A 14,028-nucleotide genomic window follows, 5' to 3' on the forward strand; every position below is an offset into this window, starting at 1 on the left:
CAGGGTTCGAAAGCGTTTTGTCAGACTGATATTGACAGATAGCTGCCGTACCGACCGCACCACCTCGAGTCGGTCACGGTAGGTGGACCAGAGGCAACCCACAGCGTCGCGATTGGTCCCTGTCTCGTACTTCGCGGACCGAAGGAATTTCTTCCGGGGAGTTCCTTACGCAGGTATGCAGACTGTCATTCTCGCCGCCGGCCGCGGCACCCGGATGCGTCCGCTCACGGACCGCCGACCCAAGCCGATGCTCCCCGTGGCCGACCGGCCGCTCGTCGCGCACACCGCCGACGCCGCCGTCGAGGCGGGCGCGACGGACATCACGCTCGTCGTCGGTTACGAGGCCGATGACGTGCGCGACTACTTCGGCGACGAGCGCGCCGGCGTCCCGGTCGAGTTCGCCGTGCAGTCGGAACAGCGCGGGACGGCCGACGCGGTCCGCGCCGCGGCCCCCCATCTCGACCCCGACGAACCGTTCGTCGTCCTCAACGGCGACGCACTGTACGACGTGCCGTCGCTCTCGACGCTCTACGAGGGGACGCCCGCGGTCGGGTCGTTCCGCGTCGACGACCCGAGTTCCTACGGCGTCCTCGACACCGACGACGAGGGCTTCGTCACCGGGGTCGTCGAAAAACCCGAACACCCGCCGTCTGACCTCGTCAACGCCGGCGCGTACGTCTTCCCGGCCGAGGCCCACGGCTGGCTCGACGTGGACGAGAGCGACCGCGGGGAACTGGAACTGACCGACGTGCTCGCGGCGACCTGCGAGGCTTACGACGTGCGCGGCGTCGCCTTCGACCGCTGGCTCGACGTGGGGCGACCGTGGGAGCTTCTCGAAGCCAACGAGTGGAAACTCGGCGAACTCGAGCCGCGAACCGACGGCGACGTGTCCGAGCGCGCCGAACTCGACGGGCCGGTCGTCGTCGAGGAGGGCGCGACGGTTCGCTCCGGCGTGGTCATCGAGGGCCCGGTGCTCGTCCGCAGCGGGGCCACCGTCGGACCGAACGCCTACGTCCGCGGGCACACGCTCGTCGGCGAGAACGCCAAGGTCGGCCACGCGGTCGAGGTGAAAAACAGCGTCCTGATGGAGGGCGCGACGGTCGGCCACCTCTCGTACGTCGGCGACAGCCTCCTCGGCCGCGACGTGAACTTCGGCGCGGGGACCAAGGTCGCGAACCTCCGCCACGACGGCGAACCAGTCCGACAGATGCTCAAGGGGGAACTCGTCTCCTCGGGTCGCCGGAAGTACGGCGTCGTCCTCGGCGACGAGGTGAAAACCGGCATCAACGCCTCGCTGAACGCAGGCGTCAGAATCCCGACCGGCGGCACGGTCAAGCCCGGTGAGTCCGTGCTCTACGACCGCATCGACGAGCGCGGCACGGCGGACAAGACGGACGAGGCGGACGAGGACGCGATGGACTGAGACTCAGCGGCCGGCGAAGACTGACCGAGACGCGACGAAAACCGCCCCGGCCGGCCGGTTCCTGATATCTGAAAGACACTTAATCTGCCAAACAGTTATCAGACACAACAGCGAAGACTCACGACAGTACATGGACGGGACCGAGGGGGAGTCACCGACGATACGCGTGCTCTACGTCGACGACGACGAGGGGCTGTTGGCGCTGACGAAGCGGTTTCTCGAATCGACCGACGACGGTATCGAGGTCGAGACGACCGACTCGCCGCAGCGGGCGCTGGCGCTCCTCGAAAGGGAGTCGTTCGACGCGGTCGTCTCCGACTACCAGATGCCCGAGATGTCGGGTCTCGAACTCCTGTCGGTGCTCCGTGACGAGCGCGCCTCCGACATTCCCTTCGTCATCTTCACCGGGCGGAGCCGCGAGGAGGTCGCCATCGAGGCGCTGAATCTCGGCGCGGACAGCTACCTCCAGAAGGGTGGCGACCCGACGGCGCAGTACGGTGTCCTCCGGCAGACGCTCGTCAGAATCACGGAACACAGGCGCGCGGAGCAGCGCCTCCGGGAGCGCGAGGCGCATCTCCGCGTCACCCTCGACTCCATCGCCGAGGGCGTCGTCGCCACCGACGCCAGCGGGACGGTCACCCAGCTGAACCGAACGGCCGAGGACATAACCGGCTACGACGCCGACGCCGCAGTCGGCAAGCCGCTTTCTGACGTGTTCCACCTCGTCAACGCGGAGACCGGCGAACGCATCGACCCGCTACAGCGCGTCGCCGAGGCGGGCGGGCCGGTCGAACTCGGCGCGGGAACGAAACTCGTCACGAGCGACGGCGACGAACGGTACATCGAAGACAGCATGTCGCCCATCAGGACCGACGACGGGGAAGTCGAAGGGGTCGTCGTCGTGTTCCGCGACGTGACCGAGGCGTACCGCGAGCGGGAACGGCGAGAGCGCCAACGACGGGCGCTCATCGACCTCGCGACCGACGAGACGGTCATCGCGGGGTCGTTCGAAGACGCCCTCCCGCGCATCACCGAGACGATGGCGACGGTGCTGAGCGTCGAGCGGGCGAGCGTCTGGCTGTTCGACGACGCCGAGACGCTCCGCTGTGTCGACCAGTACGACCAGGTGTCGGGCGGGCACACGGCCGGGGCGACGCTAACTGCGTCAAACTACCCGTCGTACTTCGAGGCGCTGGAGGCGAATCGGTCGCTCGGCGTCGACGACGTTCAGACCGACCCCGCGACCGCCGAGCTACGGAACGGCTACCTCGAACCGAAGGGCATCACGTCGATGCTCGACGCGACGGTCAGGTCGGGCGGCGAAGTCGTCGGCGTCGTCTGTCACGAACACGTCGGCGAGCCGCGGCAGTGGCGGACCGACGAGCTGCGATTCGCCGCGGAGGTCGCCGACAACGTGGTCATCGCGCTCATGCGGGCGACCGACGTCGACGCGCTCCCGGCGAACGACGAGGGGGACGGGACGGGAGAGGCGAACGCAGACGAGAGCGCTGACGAACACGGGGAGTGAACCGACCGCCGCACGGGTCGACCCGCCCGAGTCGGCCGACTCCGGGTCTACTTTTCGTCCGTTCGGAATCCCATCCGGTCAGTTCTCGTGACCGAATTCGAATATCGAACCCCCGATTCGGGCCGGGGGTTGAAAAACGTCGATTCCGCTGAGAATCCGGCGAAATCGGCGCATCACCGTGAAATCTAAAATGCCCGTAGCTCCAAAGAACGTGTATGTCGAACAGCAGCCGATTCGTCGTCGCGACGCACGTGCTGACTAACTTGGCGGTGCGGAGCGACGAGCGGCTGTCTTCCGACCGTCTCGCGTGGAGCGTCAACACGAACCCGGTGGTCATCCGTCAGCTTCTGTGTTCGCTCCGGGAGGCGGACCTCGTCGATTCCAAGCGCGGCCCGACCGGCGGTTTCACGCTGGCCCGCGAGCCGGACACCATCACGCTTCGCGACATCTACGAGGCGGTGGAGGACGCCGAGCCGTTCTGTTTCCACACGAACGAACCGAACGACGAGTGCACCGTCGGCGAACACATCCAGCCGGTCCTCGGCGAACTGCTCGAGCCGGCGATTCAGGCGATGCTCGACGAACTCGACTCGGTCACCATCGCGGAGGTCCACGAGGCGATTTTCGAGACGGCGGACGGCGACCCGCTCGAAGTGTAGTGTAGCGCCGCTCAGACCGTCGACTGGACCGTCTCGGCTTCGGCCGACTCTTCGTGCTCGGCGTCGAGCCACTCGGTGGCCCACTCCTGTATCTCGTCGAACACCGGACACAGCGAGACGCCCTTGTCGGTCAGCGAGTAGTACGTCGCGACCGGCGCGTCCTCTTCCATCCGGCGGTCGACGAAGCCGTGTTCCTGCAGGTCGTCGAGGACGCGAGAGAGCGTCCGCGAACTCGCGCCGGTCGAGCGCTTCAGTTCGTTGAACCGCTTTTCACCGTCTTGGAGGTCGTGGAGGACGATGAGACGCCACTGCGACCCGATTTGCTTCAGCGAGTCGATGATGGGGCAGGGGGCGTCGTCGAGGTTCATATCCGTGGCCATACACTCACCTCGGTTCCGACCCTCTTTAGCGGTTCGGTTAGTTTACCTGCTTTCGAAACGTTACCTGATTCGCCTCCAGGACGGTTGACCAGTTGACCGGCCGACCGGCCCGCTCAGGCGAGCAGCCGCGAGAGGAGGAGAAACACGCGCTTGAGGTTCTTCGAGAGACTCGACTGGTTCTCCGAGTAGAGCATCACGTCGTCGTCCAGTCCGTGAATCTGCAGGCACCGCCCCCGGTCGGACAGGTCTTTCAGTTCGATTCCCCGGACCGTGTCGAGGGGGATAACGAGATAGCGGTACTCTTCGTCTTGGATGTCGGCGTTACAGTGGTCGCCGTAGACGTGGATGCTCCGCTCCGTGACCGCGAGTTCGTAGCCGATATAGCTCATCCCGGCGATTTCGGCCCCGGCGCGGCCGCCTTTGACCTTGCCTTTCAGGTTCGAGGCGTCGAGGAGGATTCCGTCAACCATACCGTCCGGTTCCGGGCGGGCGTTCGTAAGTATTCGCGCCCAGTTCTCCGAATTGATTCTGTGGACGGGCGCAAAGAATCGAACCCGAGTCAACAGCTTGACTTCGGTCGAACGGTTATCTGACGACGGACGCGCCGTCGCCGGAGCCATCGGATTCGATAATCGAGTACGACGAGACGAGGTGGTTGATGATGTAATCCACCGTCGAGGAGTCGTAGGTCCAGAAGCCGGTGAAGCCGAACCCCGGTTCGGTCTCCTCGGCGACGAGCGCGCACTTGTAGTCGCCGACGCCGTTGCCGTCGTAGGCGACGAACCAGGAGCGCCGAATCTCGTCGGAGCGCGCGAGGTGGAGTTGGAACTGGTCGGCCTGCGGGACCTCGCCGTTCGGGTAGATGTACGCGTGGACCGAGAGGTCGTCGCGGTCGCCGAGACGGCGGTACGTTTCGAGTTGCGGCCGGAGGTTCCCGCCGGACTGGAAGCCGGAGTGGAGTTCGCCCGCGCCGACGCGCCACGCGCGGTCCTCGATTTCGCGGGTGGCGTTGAGCATCTTCCGGCGGTCGTAGGAGGTAAACAGCGTCTCGTCGAGGTGGTCGAGAACCGGCGCGTACGAGTCGCGTTCGAACCCCGGTTCGACGTCCTCGGGGCGCGCGAGCAGGTCGTCGACCGAGACCGCCGTGTGGAACTTGTCGCCGGTACCCAGCACCGCGTAGTTCGAAGGGCCCTCGTCGGAACTCGCAGACTCCACCGAGACGTTTCGATCCGCAAAGTGCTCGGCGAGTCGCTCGACGACGCCGGGGGTCGGATTGAACACCGTCAGTGTTCGCTCCGAGGCGGCGACGCCGGAGATGAGTTCGCTGAGAGACATTACCGGGGAAACGCTACACCAGGGTATTATTCTTTGCAATAATGTGGTATGTGAATCGGAGCGGTGCCAGGACCCGAACGCCACCGGTCCCCCGGTGAGTAAGGAGTCGCTACCGGGGGCCCGCGGATTCCTAACTAACCAGTTTCGGGGTGTATATTCGGTATGATTTCCGACGCCCCTCACACCCGCCCGTCCGCGGAAGTCGACGACGAAACCGGGACGGACGCCAGTTCGTGGTTCACCGCCGAGGTGCCCGATATCGTCGCCGGGCTCGAATCCTCGCAGTCCATCGGACCACTCACCGCCGCGGCCGCCCACGAACTCATCGCGGTCGGACGCGCGAGAGACGCGCTCGCGCTCGTCCTCGGCGAAGTCGACGGGTCGTGGCGGCGGTAAGACGGCGAGAGCCCGCGAGAAGGCGACGCAGCGAGCGAACCGGAATCGGCGGTCGGCGGACTACTCCTCACGCGAATTCGTGTCTCTGACGTACAGTTCCACCAGCGAATCGAGCAGGTGCGGCGCCAGTCGGAACCGAACGTCCACGCTGTTTTGCTCGCGGTCGTACGCGAGCTGTTGGACGTCTATCGCGGCCAGAAGCGTGCGCATCGCGTCGACGACGTAGTTGCTCGACCCCGCCTCGACGCGGAGGCTGTCGCCGAGGTGAATCGAGAGGCCGTCGACGACCGTCTCGTAGCACGTCTTGCTCGGCGCGTTGACTCGCTGGGTGCGTTCGACCAGACCGAGACTCGAAAGCGTCTCGAGCCGACGGTAGATGGTCGATTCGGAGACCTCGCAGTTCTCCGCGAGTTCTTCCGCGGTCATCGGCGCGTGGTTGCACGCTAACAGCACGTCCCGCGAGACGTCGTCCCCGAGCGCGTCGAGGAGGTCGTCGTCGGACGACTCGGGGGGAGTGTCGGTCTCGTCCGCCGCCGCGGAGGCGTCGCTCTCGTCGGTCAGCGGGCCCGGTGGCTCGTCTGCGGCCGAAAGAACGTCGTCCACGAGGTCGTGTCGGGTCATCGCGTACTACCTGACGTGGGCAGGTAATATGTAATCGGTGCCTACAGTCGAGATAATATTCACTTATCGCCGAACGTTCGCGAACACCTGAAAATAGCGGATCGGACGCCGAAATCGAGCGTCGACGGCGGATTAATGAGATCGAAACTCGGAAAGTTGGCGGCGCTACCCGCCGCGGCCGCACGACTTGCTCACTCGACGGTGACGCACTTGGCGAGGTTACGCGGCTTGTCGATGGGCCGTTCGAGCAGGTCAGCCGCGTGGTACGCGACGAGTTGGAGTTGGACGTTGGCGAGGACGCCGGCGATGTCGGGGTGCGTGTCCGGAATCCGGAGCACGTGGTCGGCGAACTCGGTCACCTCGCCCGACCGGTCGCTCGTGATGGCGATGACGGGCGCGCCGCGGGCCTGGACCTCCTTGACGTTGCTCAGCGTCGCCTCGTCGTCGTGGCCGGTGAAGATGGCGAACACCGGCGACAGCGGCGTGACGAGCGCCAGCGGCCCGTGTTTGAGTTCCGAGGCGGCGAATCCCTCGGCGTGTTCGTAGGATATCTCCTTGAACTTCAGCGCGCCTTCGAGGGCGACGGGGTGGGCGACCCCGCGGCCGATGAAGAAGTACGCGTCGCTGCCCTCGTACTCGATGGCAATCTCGCGGGCCATCGAGGTGTCGAGCACCTCCTGAACGTCTCCCGGGAGCCGCGACAGCGCCTCCATCAGGTCGCGCGCGGCCGGCGACTTCGCACCGGTCACGTCCTCGACGATGCGCTCCGTGAGGAGCGTCAGCGCCGTCACCTGCGACGAGAACGTCTTGGTGGCCGCGACGCCGATTTCGGGACCCGCGCGGATGAGCAGTTCGTCGTCGCACTCGCGGGTTATCGACGAGCCGACGACGTTCGTGACCGCGAGGGTCCGCGCGCCGGCGGCGCGGGCGCGGCGCACGGCGTCGAGGGTATCGGCGGTCTCACCGGACTGGCTGACCGCGACGACGAGCGTGTCGGGCGTCACCGGCGGCTTGATGACCGAGTACTCGCCCGCCATGAACGCGTACGCGGGGATGCCGCGGGAGTTGAGGAGCGACGCCGCGTACATTCCGGCGTGGTGCGAGGTGCCCATCGCGAGGAGGTGGACCTGCTTCACGTCGGCGAACGACTCCGGCGGGAACTCCTCGAGTTCGACGCCGCCGGCGTGGGTGTTCAGGCGGCCCTGTGTGGTCCGCCGGAGCGCGCCGGGCTGCTCGTGAATCTCCTTGTACATGTAGTGCTCGTAACCGCCCTTCGTCGCCGTCTCGGGGTCCCACTCGACGTGTTCGACGGGGCGGTCGACCGCGCGGCCGGCCGAGTCCGTGATTTCGTAGCCGTCCGCGCGGGTGACGACGAAGTCGCCGTCGTGGAGGTAGACGACGCGCGCCGTGTGCTGGATGAACGCGGGCACGTCGCTGGCGAGGTAGTACTCGCCGTCGCCGACGCCGAGGACCAGCGGCGACCCGGAGCGGGTCGCGAAGATGGCCTCCTCGTCGCCGATGATGGCCGCGATGGCGTAGCTACCCGAGAGGCTGCCGACCGCGGCGCGGAACGCCTCCTCGGGAGTCGCGCCGTCGCGGAGGTTCTCCTCGATGAGGTGCGGGATGACCTCGGTGTCGGTCTCGCTGCTGAAGACGTGGCCGCGGGACTCGAGGTCGCTACGGAGCGACTGGAAGTTCGAGATGATACCGTTGTGGACGACGGCGATGCGGCCCGACTCGTCCGTGTGCGGGTGAGCGTTGCCGTCGGTGACGCCACCGTGGGTCGCCCAGCGGGTGTGGCCGATGCCGTAGTCGCCGGCGATTGGGTTCTGCTCGACGGCCGCGACGAGCTCGGAGACCTCGCCGACGCGTTTCGTCAGCGAGATGCCCGAGCCGTTTTTCACGGCGATGCCGGCCGAGTCGTAGCCGCGGTACTCCAGCCGCTGGAGCCCGTCGACGAGCGAGTCCACGGAGTTGTCCGCGCCGATGCAGGCGGTGATTCCGCACATCAGTGAGTCACCTCCACGCGCTCGCGAACGTCGCCGTGTAAGACCGTTCCGGGGCCGACGACGGCCTCCGCGCCGACGCGACTGCCCGCCGTGAGCGTCACGTTCGCGCCGACCTCGGCGCGGTCGCCGATGATGCTGCCGAGACGGCGGTCGGTGTAGAGCCGGCCTTCGAGGATGACGTCCGCCCGGCCGCCGGGCGAGACGACGCCGTCGCCGACGGTCGCCCCGGTGCCGACGACGGAGTCGCGGAGGACGACGCCCGCGCCGACCCGCGCGTCGGTCGAGAGGATGGAGCGCTCGATGACGCTGTTCGCGCCGACCGACACGTTGTCTTGGAGGCACGAGCCGGCGCTGATGACCGCGCCCGGCCCCACGTCGCAGTCCTCGCCGATGACGACGTGGTCGCCGAGGAGCGCGCGCTCGTGGACCCGCGCCGACCCGGCGACGGCGGAGTCGTGTCTGCGCGCGAGGAGCGTCTCCGTCACGGAGAGGAGCCCCCACGGGTGCGAGGGGTCGAGCCAGCCGCCGTTGACGAGGACGGACGTGACGTGCCCGTCGAGGTAGTGAATCACGTCGGGGAGTCGCGTCTCGCCGTCGTGCGGCGGGATGCGCCGGAGCGCCTCGAAGACGGTGTCGTCGAAGACGTAAACGCCCGCGTTGACGAGGTAGCCCTCGCTGTCGACGGCGTGTTCGTCGATGTCGGCGATACGGCCGTTGTCCTCGACGACGACGCCGTACTCCTCGGGCGTGTCGGACTCGGCGACCGCGACCGTCGCCACCGAGTCGGTCGTCGAGAAGCGTTCGAGCACCGACGAGATGATGTCGGCGTCGATGACGTTGTCGCCGTTGCAGACGACGAAGGGACCCGAGACGAGTCCCTCGGCGAGGAGGAGCGCGTGGCCGCTGCCGAGACGCGAGTCCTGGTGGACGAACTCGATGTCCGCGTCGGAGTAGGTCGCAGAGAGGTGCGACTGGATGCGGTCGGCGCGGTGGCCGACGACGACGACGACGCGCTCGATACCCGATTCGAACAGCGCGTCGAGGACGTACTCGACGACCGGCCGGTTGGCGACCGGGAGCATCGGCTTCGGTTGGAAGGTGGTGAGCGGGCGGAGCCGTCGCCCCTCGCCGGCCGCGAGGACGACCGCCTCGGTGATGCGGTCGTTCATTCGCGCCCTCCCGCGAGCGACGGACGTTCGGAACGTGACCGTGACGGTGAGTGAGTCATAGAGGGAACAGGGACGGCGACGGGGATTGTTATACAGAGGGTTCCCCGAACCGGTCGCGCGTTAGGGTCGCGTGTGAGACTGTTGCAAACGGCGAAAGCCGGCCTAAATCGGGAGGCAGGCGGGTTCGGTCGCTCCTAATCGGTGGAGCTTCATCCGATGGTGTCGCCGCGCGGTCGAAGTCGCCACGTCGGTTGCACGGTCTGCGAATCACACCCGCGAGTCGAGAACGGGAGCGAGAGAGTCAGAAGCGGACTGGGAGCGAGAGAGTCTGACAAAACAGACATCGACGTGCGAGCGGCGAGCAAGGCCGCCGCTGTCCGAAGCAGACCGAAGTAAAATCCAAGTTGTTCGTTGTATCGTTCGCGACGCGGGCGCGCGAGACCGGCTCAGAGGTTGAGGCGGCCCTTGTACGACTCCATCGCGGTGATAGCCATGAGCGTCGCGGTGCTCAGCACGGCCCAGCCGGCGGCCGGAATCTGTTCGAGACCGGGGACGCCGAGCAGGCCGCCGGAGACGGTCGCCGCCACGCCGGCAGCGATGGCGAGGTTCCGTTTCGGCGACGCGGCGAGCGGCGCCGACTGCTCGTCGTCGGTCTCGGTGCTGACGACGTCGCCGTCGAGGTACTGGTCGAGCTGCTTCGCGGTGTCGAGAAGCGTGATGTCACCGCGGTTCTTCTCGAAGTCGACGATTCCCGCCGAGTCCATCTTCGGGAGGTGACACTGGTACAGACCGATGTACACCCGCTTTCGCTGACTCGACGACAGCGCCTTTATCTCGATGCCGTTTTCCTTCGCGGCGATGAACTCGGCCATGTCGCCGAGCTTCGCTTCTCCGTCGTTCTCCTTGAGGAACCGGAGCGCGTCGCGCCGGCGCTGGTTCTTCAGAATCTCGAAGACGACGTCCTTCGAGAGCGCTTCGATTTCGGGTTGTTGTTGCTGTTCGGAAACCGCGTGAGACCCACCAGTCGTCTCCGCGAGTTGTTCGTTCGTCGTCTGATCAACAACGTCGGTGTCAGCTTGTAATGAATCGGTAACCATTGTTCCTTCCTCCCCCACTGTGTAGTCGGGTGCTACCGAGTGACGTGGTCAGTCGAGAGGGGAGACCACGTGACGTTTAGCACAGACCACAACCTTTGGATGCGCCCCACCAAGCGCGCCCCAGATTCAGAGGGTCAATCAACTAATAGGTTAAACGAGGATATATACTTGTCTGAGAATCCCACACTCTGATTTGTCCGACTGTTAGGGGTGCAAAATCTGCGAGTAAACTGGTTGTAACAATCTATACTAACTCAGACTTTCAATGTATCCGATAGTAACATAGTCCTACCGCGAAGTAGCAGAGTACCACGGTTTTCCGTCTAAGGAAACCGTTATCGAGAGGGACATCAAATTCGACTGGTAGTTAAACTCACGGATACACCGATTCGGCAGTAGCATCGACTGAGAATACGCGAGCGCTCCGGAGCGGGTGCCCACGGCGGTCGCGAGATGACGGTTTATCCGGCGGTTATTCCACGAGCGCTTCGAAGGCGTCGGCCGAGGTGCCCTCGCGTCGCTCGGAGAGGTACTGCGCGAACACCAGCGCGAGGAGCGCCGCGGAGACGAACACCGCGATTGCGCTCCACGAGACGAGCGCGAATCCCGGGAGCCCTCCCCACACCCCGAGGATGAGCACCCAACTGAGCGCGCCGAGAAGCGCGTAGTACCGACTCCACGATTCGCGCGCGTCGGGTTGCATCCAGAAGAACCCCCGCTTGGCGACGTTCGGGACGAGTTCGACGGAGCGCTCCTCGTCGTCGTAATCGACCAGTCCGGCGCTCTCGAGTTTCGGGAGGTGCGTCTGGTACAGCGAGATATACACGCGCTGTCGCTCTTCGTCGGTCACGTCCTCGACCGCCGTGCCGTTCTCTCGAGCCGCGACCATCGCCGCGAGTTGCTTCAACGAGATTGCTTCGCCCGCGCGGTGGAGGAAGTAGAGAATCTGCCTCCGGCGCGAGTTACTGAGGATGCGAAAGAGCTCGTCTTTTGATAGGGTTGTCATCGTCGTGTTCGGGGGCGGTCCTCGCACGCGATGCGAAAGAGGGAGCCGACCCGGTTGAGTCGTAGTACACCACAACCGACCTTTGTTATCGTGACGTTTCCGGGAGGCACCGGACCGGTTTCTAACGGAGATTAAGCTCATCTTCACGCGATATTTACTCGGAGACGGACCGTCAGCGGGAGGGAGTTATCTCGGTCTCAGAGATGATTACGTATCTCGTCGGTTTCGAGAAAAGTCCTCGCGCCGGAATGGGAGCAAACTCGCGACAGCGGCGGTAAGGAACCCAATTGTCCAGTATAGAGGTGGCTAACAATACCCGATGGCGGCGATACTTAGATTCGAGACTACAATGTTCGAATTGACTGGCTTCCAGCGCGACCTGCTGTACGTGATTGCCGGCGCAGAGCGCCCGTCCGGGCAGGAGATTAAAGAGATGATCAGCAAGGACGTCGGGGAGGTGAACCACGGTCGGCTCTACCCGAACCTCGACGCCCTCGTCGAACAGGGGTACGTGAACAAGGGACAGCACGACCGCCGAACGAACTTCTACGAGATGTCCGAGAAAGGCCACGAGTCCATCGTCGAGCGCCGAGACTGGGAAGACCGCCACGTCGGGTTCCTCGGATAGCACGCCGCCGTCCCCACAGCGGAGCGACGAACCGTCCGTTCGAACACCCGAGGGCGCGAGTGGGACGCCCGCCCCGGAAGAAACGAAGACGAGAACAGCTCGTCGCTGGTGGCCGCATCGGTCCCCGCGGTCTCGTCCGGTCCTCTCCCCTTTTCGACGCCGATTCGAGTCGAGCGACCGCAGCGGCGCTGAGCCGACCGCGTTCGACGAGGCTCGACGCCCGCCGTCGCCCCGACTCCCGACTCGCCGACGCGGTTTCGAGGTTCATAGAGGCTCGGACGGCGAGGGAGCGGCCGCAGCGCACGCCACAGAGATATTTATCAGAAGTTAGTATATTCGGTCGCCGTCAAAAATATCACAAAAAGGACATTCAAATCGACACCGCAAATCAACCATTAATGCAGCCATAAGAAACGGATTAATTCGAGAATAAGTGGCCACTGTCGGTCGTTTTTTCGGGCGAAACGAATCGTCGAAATTCGTCGGCGATTCGAACAGTAACGGTCTCAATAGTATCGTCTGTAGATATTCATGTATTCCTACTAATGTAATTATCGCAACATTTATGGGTGTAATCCGCAACCCCTGAGACATGGTAAGTGAACGGTCCACCGGGCAGGACCCAGAAACGACGACGACTGACGACGACGTCGGTAGACGCAAGTATCTCGCGCTGTGCGGGTCGGTATCGGCCGCCGGTGCACTCGCGGGATTCTCTGGGCTCGGCTCGGCGACGGAACAGGCCGACGAACCGGTCGGCGACGACGGGCACACGCTCGTCGTCGCGGGCACCGGTCCCGTCTCTTCGTTCGAAGTGACGGTCAGCGGCTCTATCTCACCGCTCCAATCGAACGGCGCGCTCAGCACGACCGGGACGGTCGGTCCCGCCGCCGAGGGAACCGTCGACGACGACTCGCGACGCTACCAGTTCGCGGGCGACATCACCAACTTCCAGTCGACCGACGCGGTGTCGGTCTACGTCGACGGCGTCCGCATCCCCAACGACTCGTTCTGAGGCCGTCGGAAACTCCGTTGTTTTCGAAGCGACCGACAGCGGCGGCGCTACGAGCGCATGTAGCCGCTGAGCCACTCGGGCGTCACGTCGTCGAACGATACGGTTTCCCCGCCGTGTTCGGCGACGAACCCGTCGGCGTCGGAATCCGACGAAAAGGGAATCAGGTCTTTACCCATGCCTCCGAGCACGTCGCTTTCGACGACGTACGTCATCTCGGTGGCGTCGCCGAAGGTCTCAGCGCCGGTGTGGGTCGAGATGAACGTGTCGCCGCCCTCTGTCGAGAGCTCGTAGTCGACCGTCGAGTAGTCCGTGACGTACACCGCCGTCGCCTCCCAACCCTGCTCTCGGTGTTCGAAGTAGTACGGGAACAGCCCCATGCTGAGGGTGTGGAACCACGCCGGGTTGTCGTGGCCCTCGGGCGCGTTCTCGCGGTAGAAGATCTGTCCGTTCGGGCCGGCGTGGAGGCCGATGACCATCCCGCCTTGGTCGTCTTCCTTCCCGCCCGAGAGGTCGACGGGGTCGGGCCGCTGTTCCGGGGTCGAACCGCCGCCGAGACAGCCCGCGAGGGCCGCGAGCGCGCCGAGTGAAACGGCTTTCGTCGCAGCTCGGCGCGTGATCGGACCGTTCGAGCGGTCGCGCGGCGGAGAGTCGTCGTGCATCGTCGCTCTGTGCGGAGGTCGGGCGCCATGGTACATAAACCGTGAGAACGGTCGCTCGCGTGCGCGAACTGAACTACCCCCGCGGAGGAGGCGGACGGGTCAC

The 14,028-nt window shown here is 65.1% G+C and carries 15 protein-coding genes; 6 read left to right on the forward strand and 9 right to left on the reverse strand.

All coding sequences use genetic code 11. The features are described 5' to 3' along the window. Positions 1-175 precede the first annotated feature (175 nt). The 3 genes from glmU (at position 176) to C5B91_RS15295 (ending at position 3,610) form a co-directional block, all read left to right on the forward strand. Positions 176-1,423 (forward strand): bifunctional sugar-1-phosphate nucleotidylyltransferase/acetyltransferase, encoded by a 1,248-nt coding sequence (gene glmU / locus C5B91_RS15285; RefSeq protein ID WP_115819958.1) that lies wholly within the window; start codon positions 176-178, stop codon positions 1,421-1,423. 130 nt (positions 1,424-1,553) lie between these two features. Then, positions 1,554-2,951: a response regulator gene (locus C5B91_RS15290; RefSeq protein WP_115819959.1), complete on the forward strand. Its 1,398-nt coding sequence runs from the start codon at positions 1,554-1,556 to the stop codon at positions 2,949-2,951. A gap of 215 nt (positions 2,952-3,166) precedes the next feature. Further along, positions 3,167-3,610 (forward strand): Rrf2 family transcriptional regulator, encoded by a 444-nt coding sequence (locus C5B91_RS15295; RefSeq protein ID WP_008094016.1) that lies wholly within the window; start codon positions 3,167-3,169, stop codon positions 3,608-3,610. Between the two features lie 11 nt (positions 3,611-3,621). Here C5B91_RS15295 and C5B91_RS15300 read toward each other — a convergent pair whose 3' ends face one another. From C5B91_RS15300 to C5B91_RS15310, 3 genes are all read right to left on the reverse strand, one after another. Then, positions 3,622-3,990, reverse strand: a complete 369-nt coding sequence (locus C5B91_RS15300) for a helix-turn-helix domain-containing protein (protein WP_008094018.1) — start codon at positions 3,988-3,990, stop codon at positions 3,622-3,624. A gap of 113 nt (positions 3,991-4,103) precedes the next feature. After that, positions 4,104-4,460 carry a hypothetical protein gene (locus C5B91_RS15305; RefSeq protein ID WP_008094020.1) on the reverse strand — a complete coding sequence of 119 codons (357 nt, stop codon included), beginning with the start codon at positions 4,458-4,460 and terminating at the stop codon, positions 4,104-4,106. A gap of 115 nt (positions 4,461-4,575) precedes the next feature. Beyond that, positions 4,576-5,325: a DICT sensory domain-containing protein gene (locus C5B91_RS15310; protein ID WP_115819960.1), complete on the reverse strand. Its 750-nt coding sequence runs from the start codon at positions 5,323-5,325 to the stop codon at positions 4,576-4,578. A gap of 162 nt (positions 5,326-5,487) precedes the next feature. Here C5B91_RS15310 and C5B91_RS15315 point away from each other — a divergent pair, with 162 nt between their 5' ends. Beyond that, positions 5,488-5,721 (forward strand): harpin-binding protein, encoded by a 234-nt coding sequence (locus C5B91_RS15315; protein WP_115819961.1) that lies wholly within the window; start codon positions 5,488-5,490, stop codon positions 5,719-5,721. A 60-nt stretch (positions 5,722-5,781) separates the two neighbouring features. Here C5B91_RS15315 and C5B91_RS15320 read toward each other — a convergent pair whose 3' ends face one another. From C5B91_RS15320 to C5B91_RS15340, 5 genes are all read right to left on the reverse strand, one after another. Then, entirely contained in the window at positions 5,782-6,342 is a 561-nt protein-coding gene (locus C5B91_RS15320) for a helix-turn-helix domain-containing protein (protein ID WP_049968864.1), read from the reverse strand. Positions 6,343-6,533: 191 nt separating this feature from the next. After that, the gene (gene glmS, locus C5B91_RS15325; RefSeq protein ID WP_008094025.1) at positions 6,534-8,351 is read right to left on the reverse strand and encodes a glutamine--fructose-6-phosphate transaminase (isomerizing); all 1,818 of its coding nucleotides are present in this window, start codon (positions 8,349-8,351) and stop codon (positions 6,534-6,536) included. Continuing rightward, on the reverse strand, positions 8,351-9,520 hold the full coding sequence (locus C5B91_RS15330; protein WP_049968866.1) for a sugar phosphate nucleotidyltransferase: 1,170 nt from the start codon (positions 9,518-9,520) through the stop codon (positions 8,351-8,353). The genes glmS and C5B91_RS15330 overlap by 1 nt, the downstream gene beginning before the upstream one ends. Positions 9,521-9,966: 446 nt before the next feature. Next, a complete protein-coding gene (locus C5B91_RS15335) occupies positions 9,967-10,617 on the reverse strand; it encodes a hypothetical protein (RefSeq protein WP_008094040.1) in 651 nt (216 codons plus the stop codon). A 472-nt stretch (positions 10,618-11,089) separates the two neighbouring features. Further along, positions 11,090-11,623 carry a hypothetical protein gene (locus tag C5B91_RS15340; RefSeq protein WP_008094042.1) on the reverse strand — a complete coding sequence of 178 codons (534 nt, stop codon included), beginning with the start codon at positions 11,621-11,623 and terminating at the stop codon, positions 11,090-11,092. A 349-nt stretch (positions 11,624-11,972) separates the two neighbouring features. Between C5B91_RS15340 and C5B91_RS15345 the strand changes: the two genes are divergently transcribed. Together C5B91_RS15345 and C5B91_RS15350 are read left to right on the forward strand one after the other, a co-directional pair. Beyond that, a complete protein-coding gene (locus tag C5B91_RS15345) occupies positions 11,973-12,251 on the forward strand; it encodes a PadR family transcriptional regulator (protein ID WP_008094044.1) in 279 nt (92 codons plus the stop codon). Positions 12,252-12,843: 592 nt separating this feature from the next. Continuing rightward, a complete protein-coding gene (locus C5B91_RS15350; RefSeq protein WP_008094046.1) occupies positions 12,844-13,266 on the forward strand; it encodes a hypothetical protein in 423 nt (140 codons plus the stop codon). Between the two features lie 47 nt (positions 13,267-13,313). On the opposite strand, the gene C5B91_RS15355 is transcribed toward C5B91_RS15350, so the two are convergent. After that, positions 13,314-13,925 (reverse strand): nitrous oxide reductase accessory protein NosL, encoded by a 612-nt coding sequence (locus tag C5B91_RS15355; RefSeq protein ID WP_008094048.1) that lies wholly within the window; start codon positions 13,923-13,925, stop codon positions 13,314-13,316. Positions 13,926-14,028: the final 103 nt, after the last annotated feature.

The sequence above is a fragment of the Haloferax sp. Atlit-10N genome (genome assembly GCF_003586325.1).
GTDB lineage: Archaea > Halobacteriota > Halobacteria > Halobacteriales > Haloferacaceae > Haloferax > Haloferax prahovense.

Bases quoted from the DNA above. Each gene is read 5' to 3' on its own strand.
- glmU (WP_115819958.1), top strand. From the start codon at position 176: ATGCAGACTGTCATTCTCGCCGCCGGCCGCGGCACCCGGATGCGTCCG.
- C5B91_RS15290 (WP_115819959.1), top strand. From the start codon at position 1,554: ATGGACGGGACCGAGGGGGAGTCACCGACGATACGCGTGCTCTACGTC.
- C5B91_RS15295 (WP_008094016.1), top strand. From the start codon at position 3,167: ATGTCGAACAGCAGCCGATTCGTCGTCGCGACGCACGTGCTGACTAAC.
- C5B91_RS15300 (WP_008094018.1), bottom strand. From the start codon at position 3,990: ATGGCCACGGATATGAACCTCGACGACGCCCCCTGCCCCATCATCGAC.
- C5B91_RS15305 (WP_008094020.1), bottom strand. From the start codon at position 4,460: ATGGTTGACGGAATCCTCCTCGACGCCTCGAACCTGAAAGGCAAGGTC.
- C5B91_RS15310 (WP_115819960.1), bottom strand. From the start codon at position 5,325: ATGTCTCTCAGCGAACTCATCTCCGGCGTCGCCGCCTCGGAGCGAACA.
- C5B91_RS15315 (WP_115819961.1), top strand. From the start codon at position 5,488: ATGATTTCCGACGCCCCTCACACCCGCCCGTCCGCGGAAGTCGACGAC.
- C5B91_RS15320 (WP_049968864.1), bottom strand. From the start codon at position 6,342: ATGACCCGACACGACCTCGTGGACGACGTTCTTTCGGCCGCAGACGAG.
- glmS (WP_008094025.1), bottom strand. From the start codon at position 8,351: ATGTGCGGAATCACCGCCTGCATCGGCGCGGACAACTCCGTGGACTCG.
- C5B91_RS15330 (WP_049968866.1), bottom strand. From the start codon at position 9,520: ATGAACGACCGCATCACCGAGGCGGTCGTCCTCGCGGCCGGCGAGGGG.
- C5B91_RS15335 (WP_008094040.1), bottom strand. From the start codon at position 10,617: ATGGTTACCGATTCATTACAAGCTGACACCGACGTTGTTGATCAGACG.
- C5B91_RS15340 (WP_008094042.1), bottom strand. From the start codon at position 11,623: ATGACAACCCTATCAAAAGACGAGCTCTTTCGCATCCTCAGTAACTCG.
- C5B91_RS15345 (WP_008094044.1), top strand. From the start codon at position 11,973: ATGTTCGAATTGACTGGCTTCCAGCGCGACCTGCTGTACGTGATTGCC.
- C5B91_RS15350 (WP_008094046.1), top strand. From the start codon at position 12,844: ATGGTAAGTGAACGGTCCACCGGGCAGGACCCAGAAACGACGACGACT.
- C5B91_RS15355 (WP_008094048.1), bottom strand. From the start codon at position 13,925: ATGCACGACGACTCTCCGCCGCGCGACCGCTCGAACGGTCCGATCACG.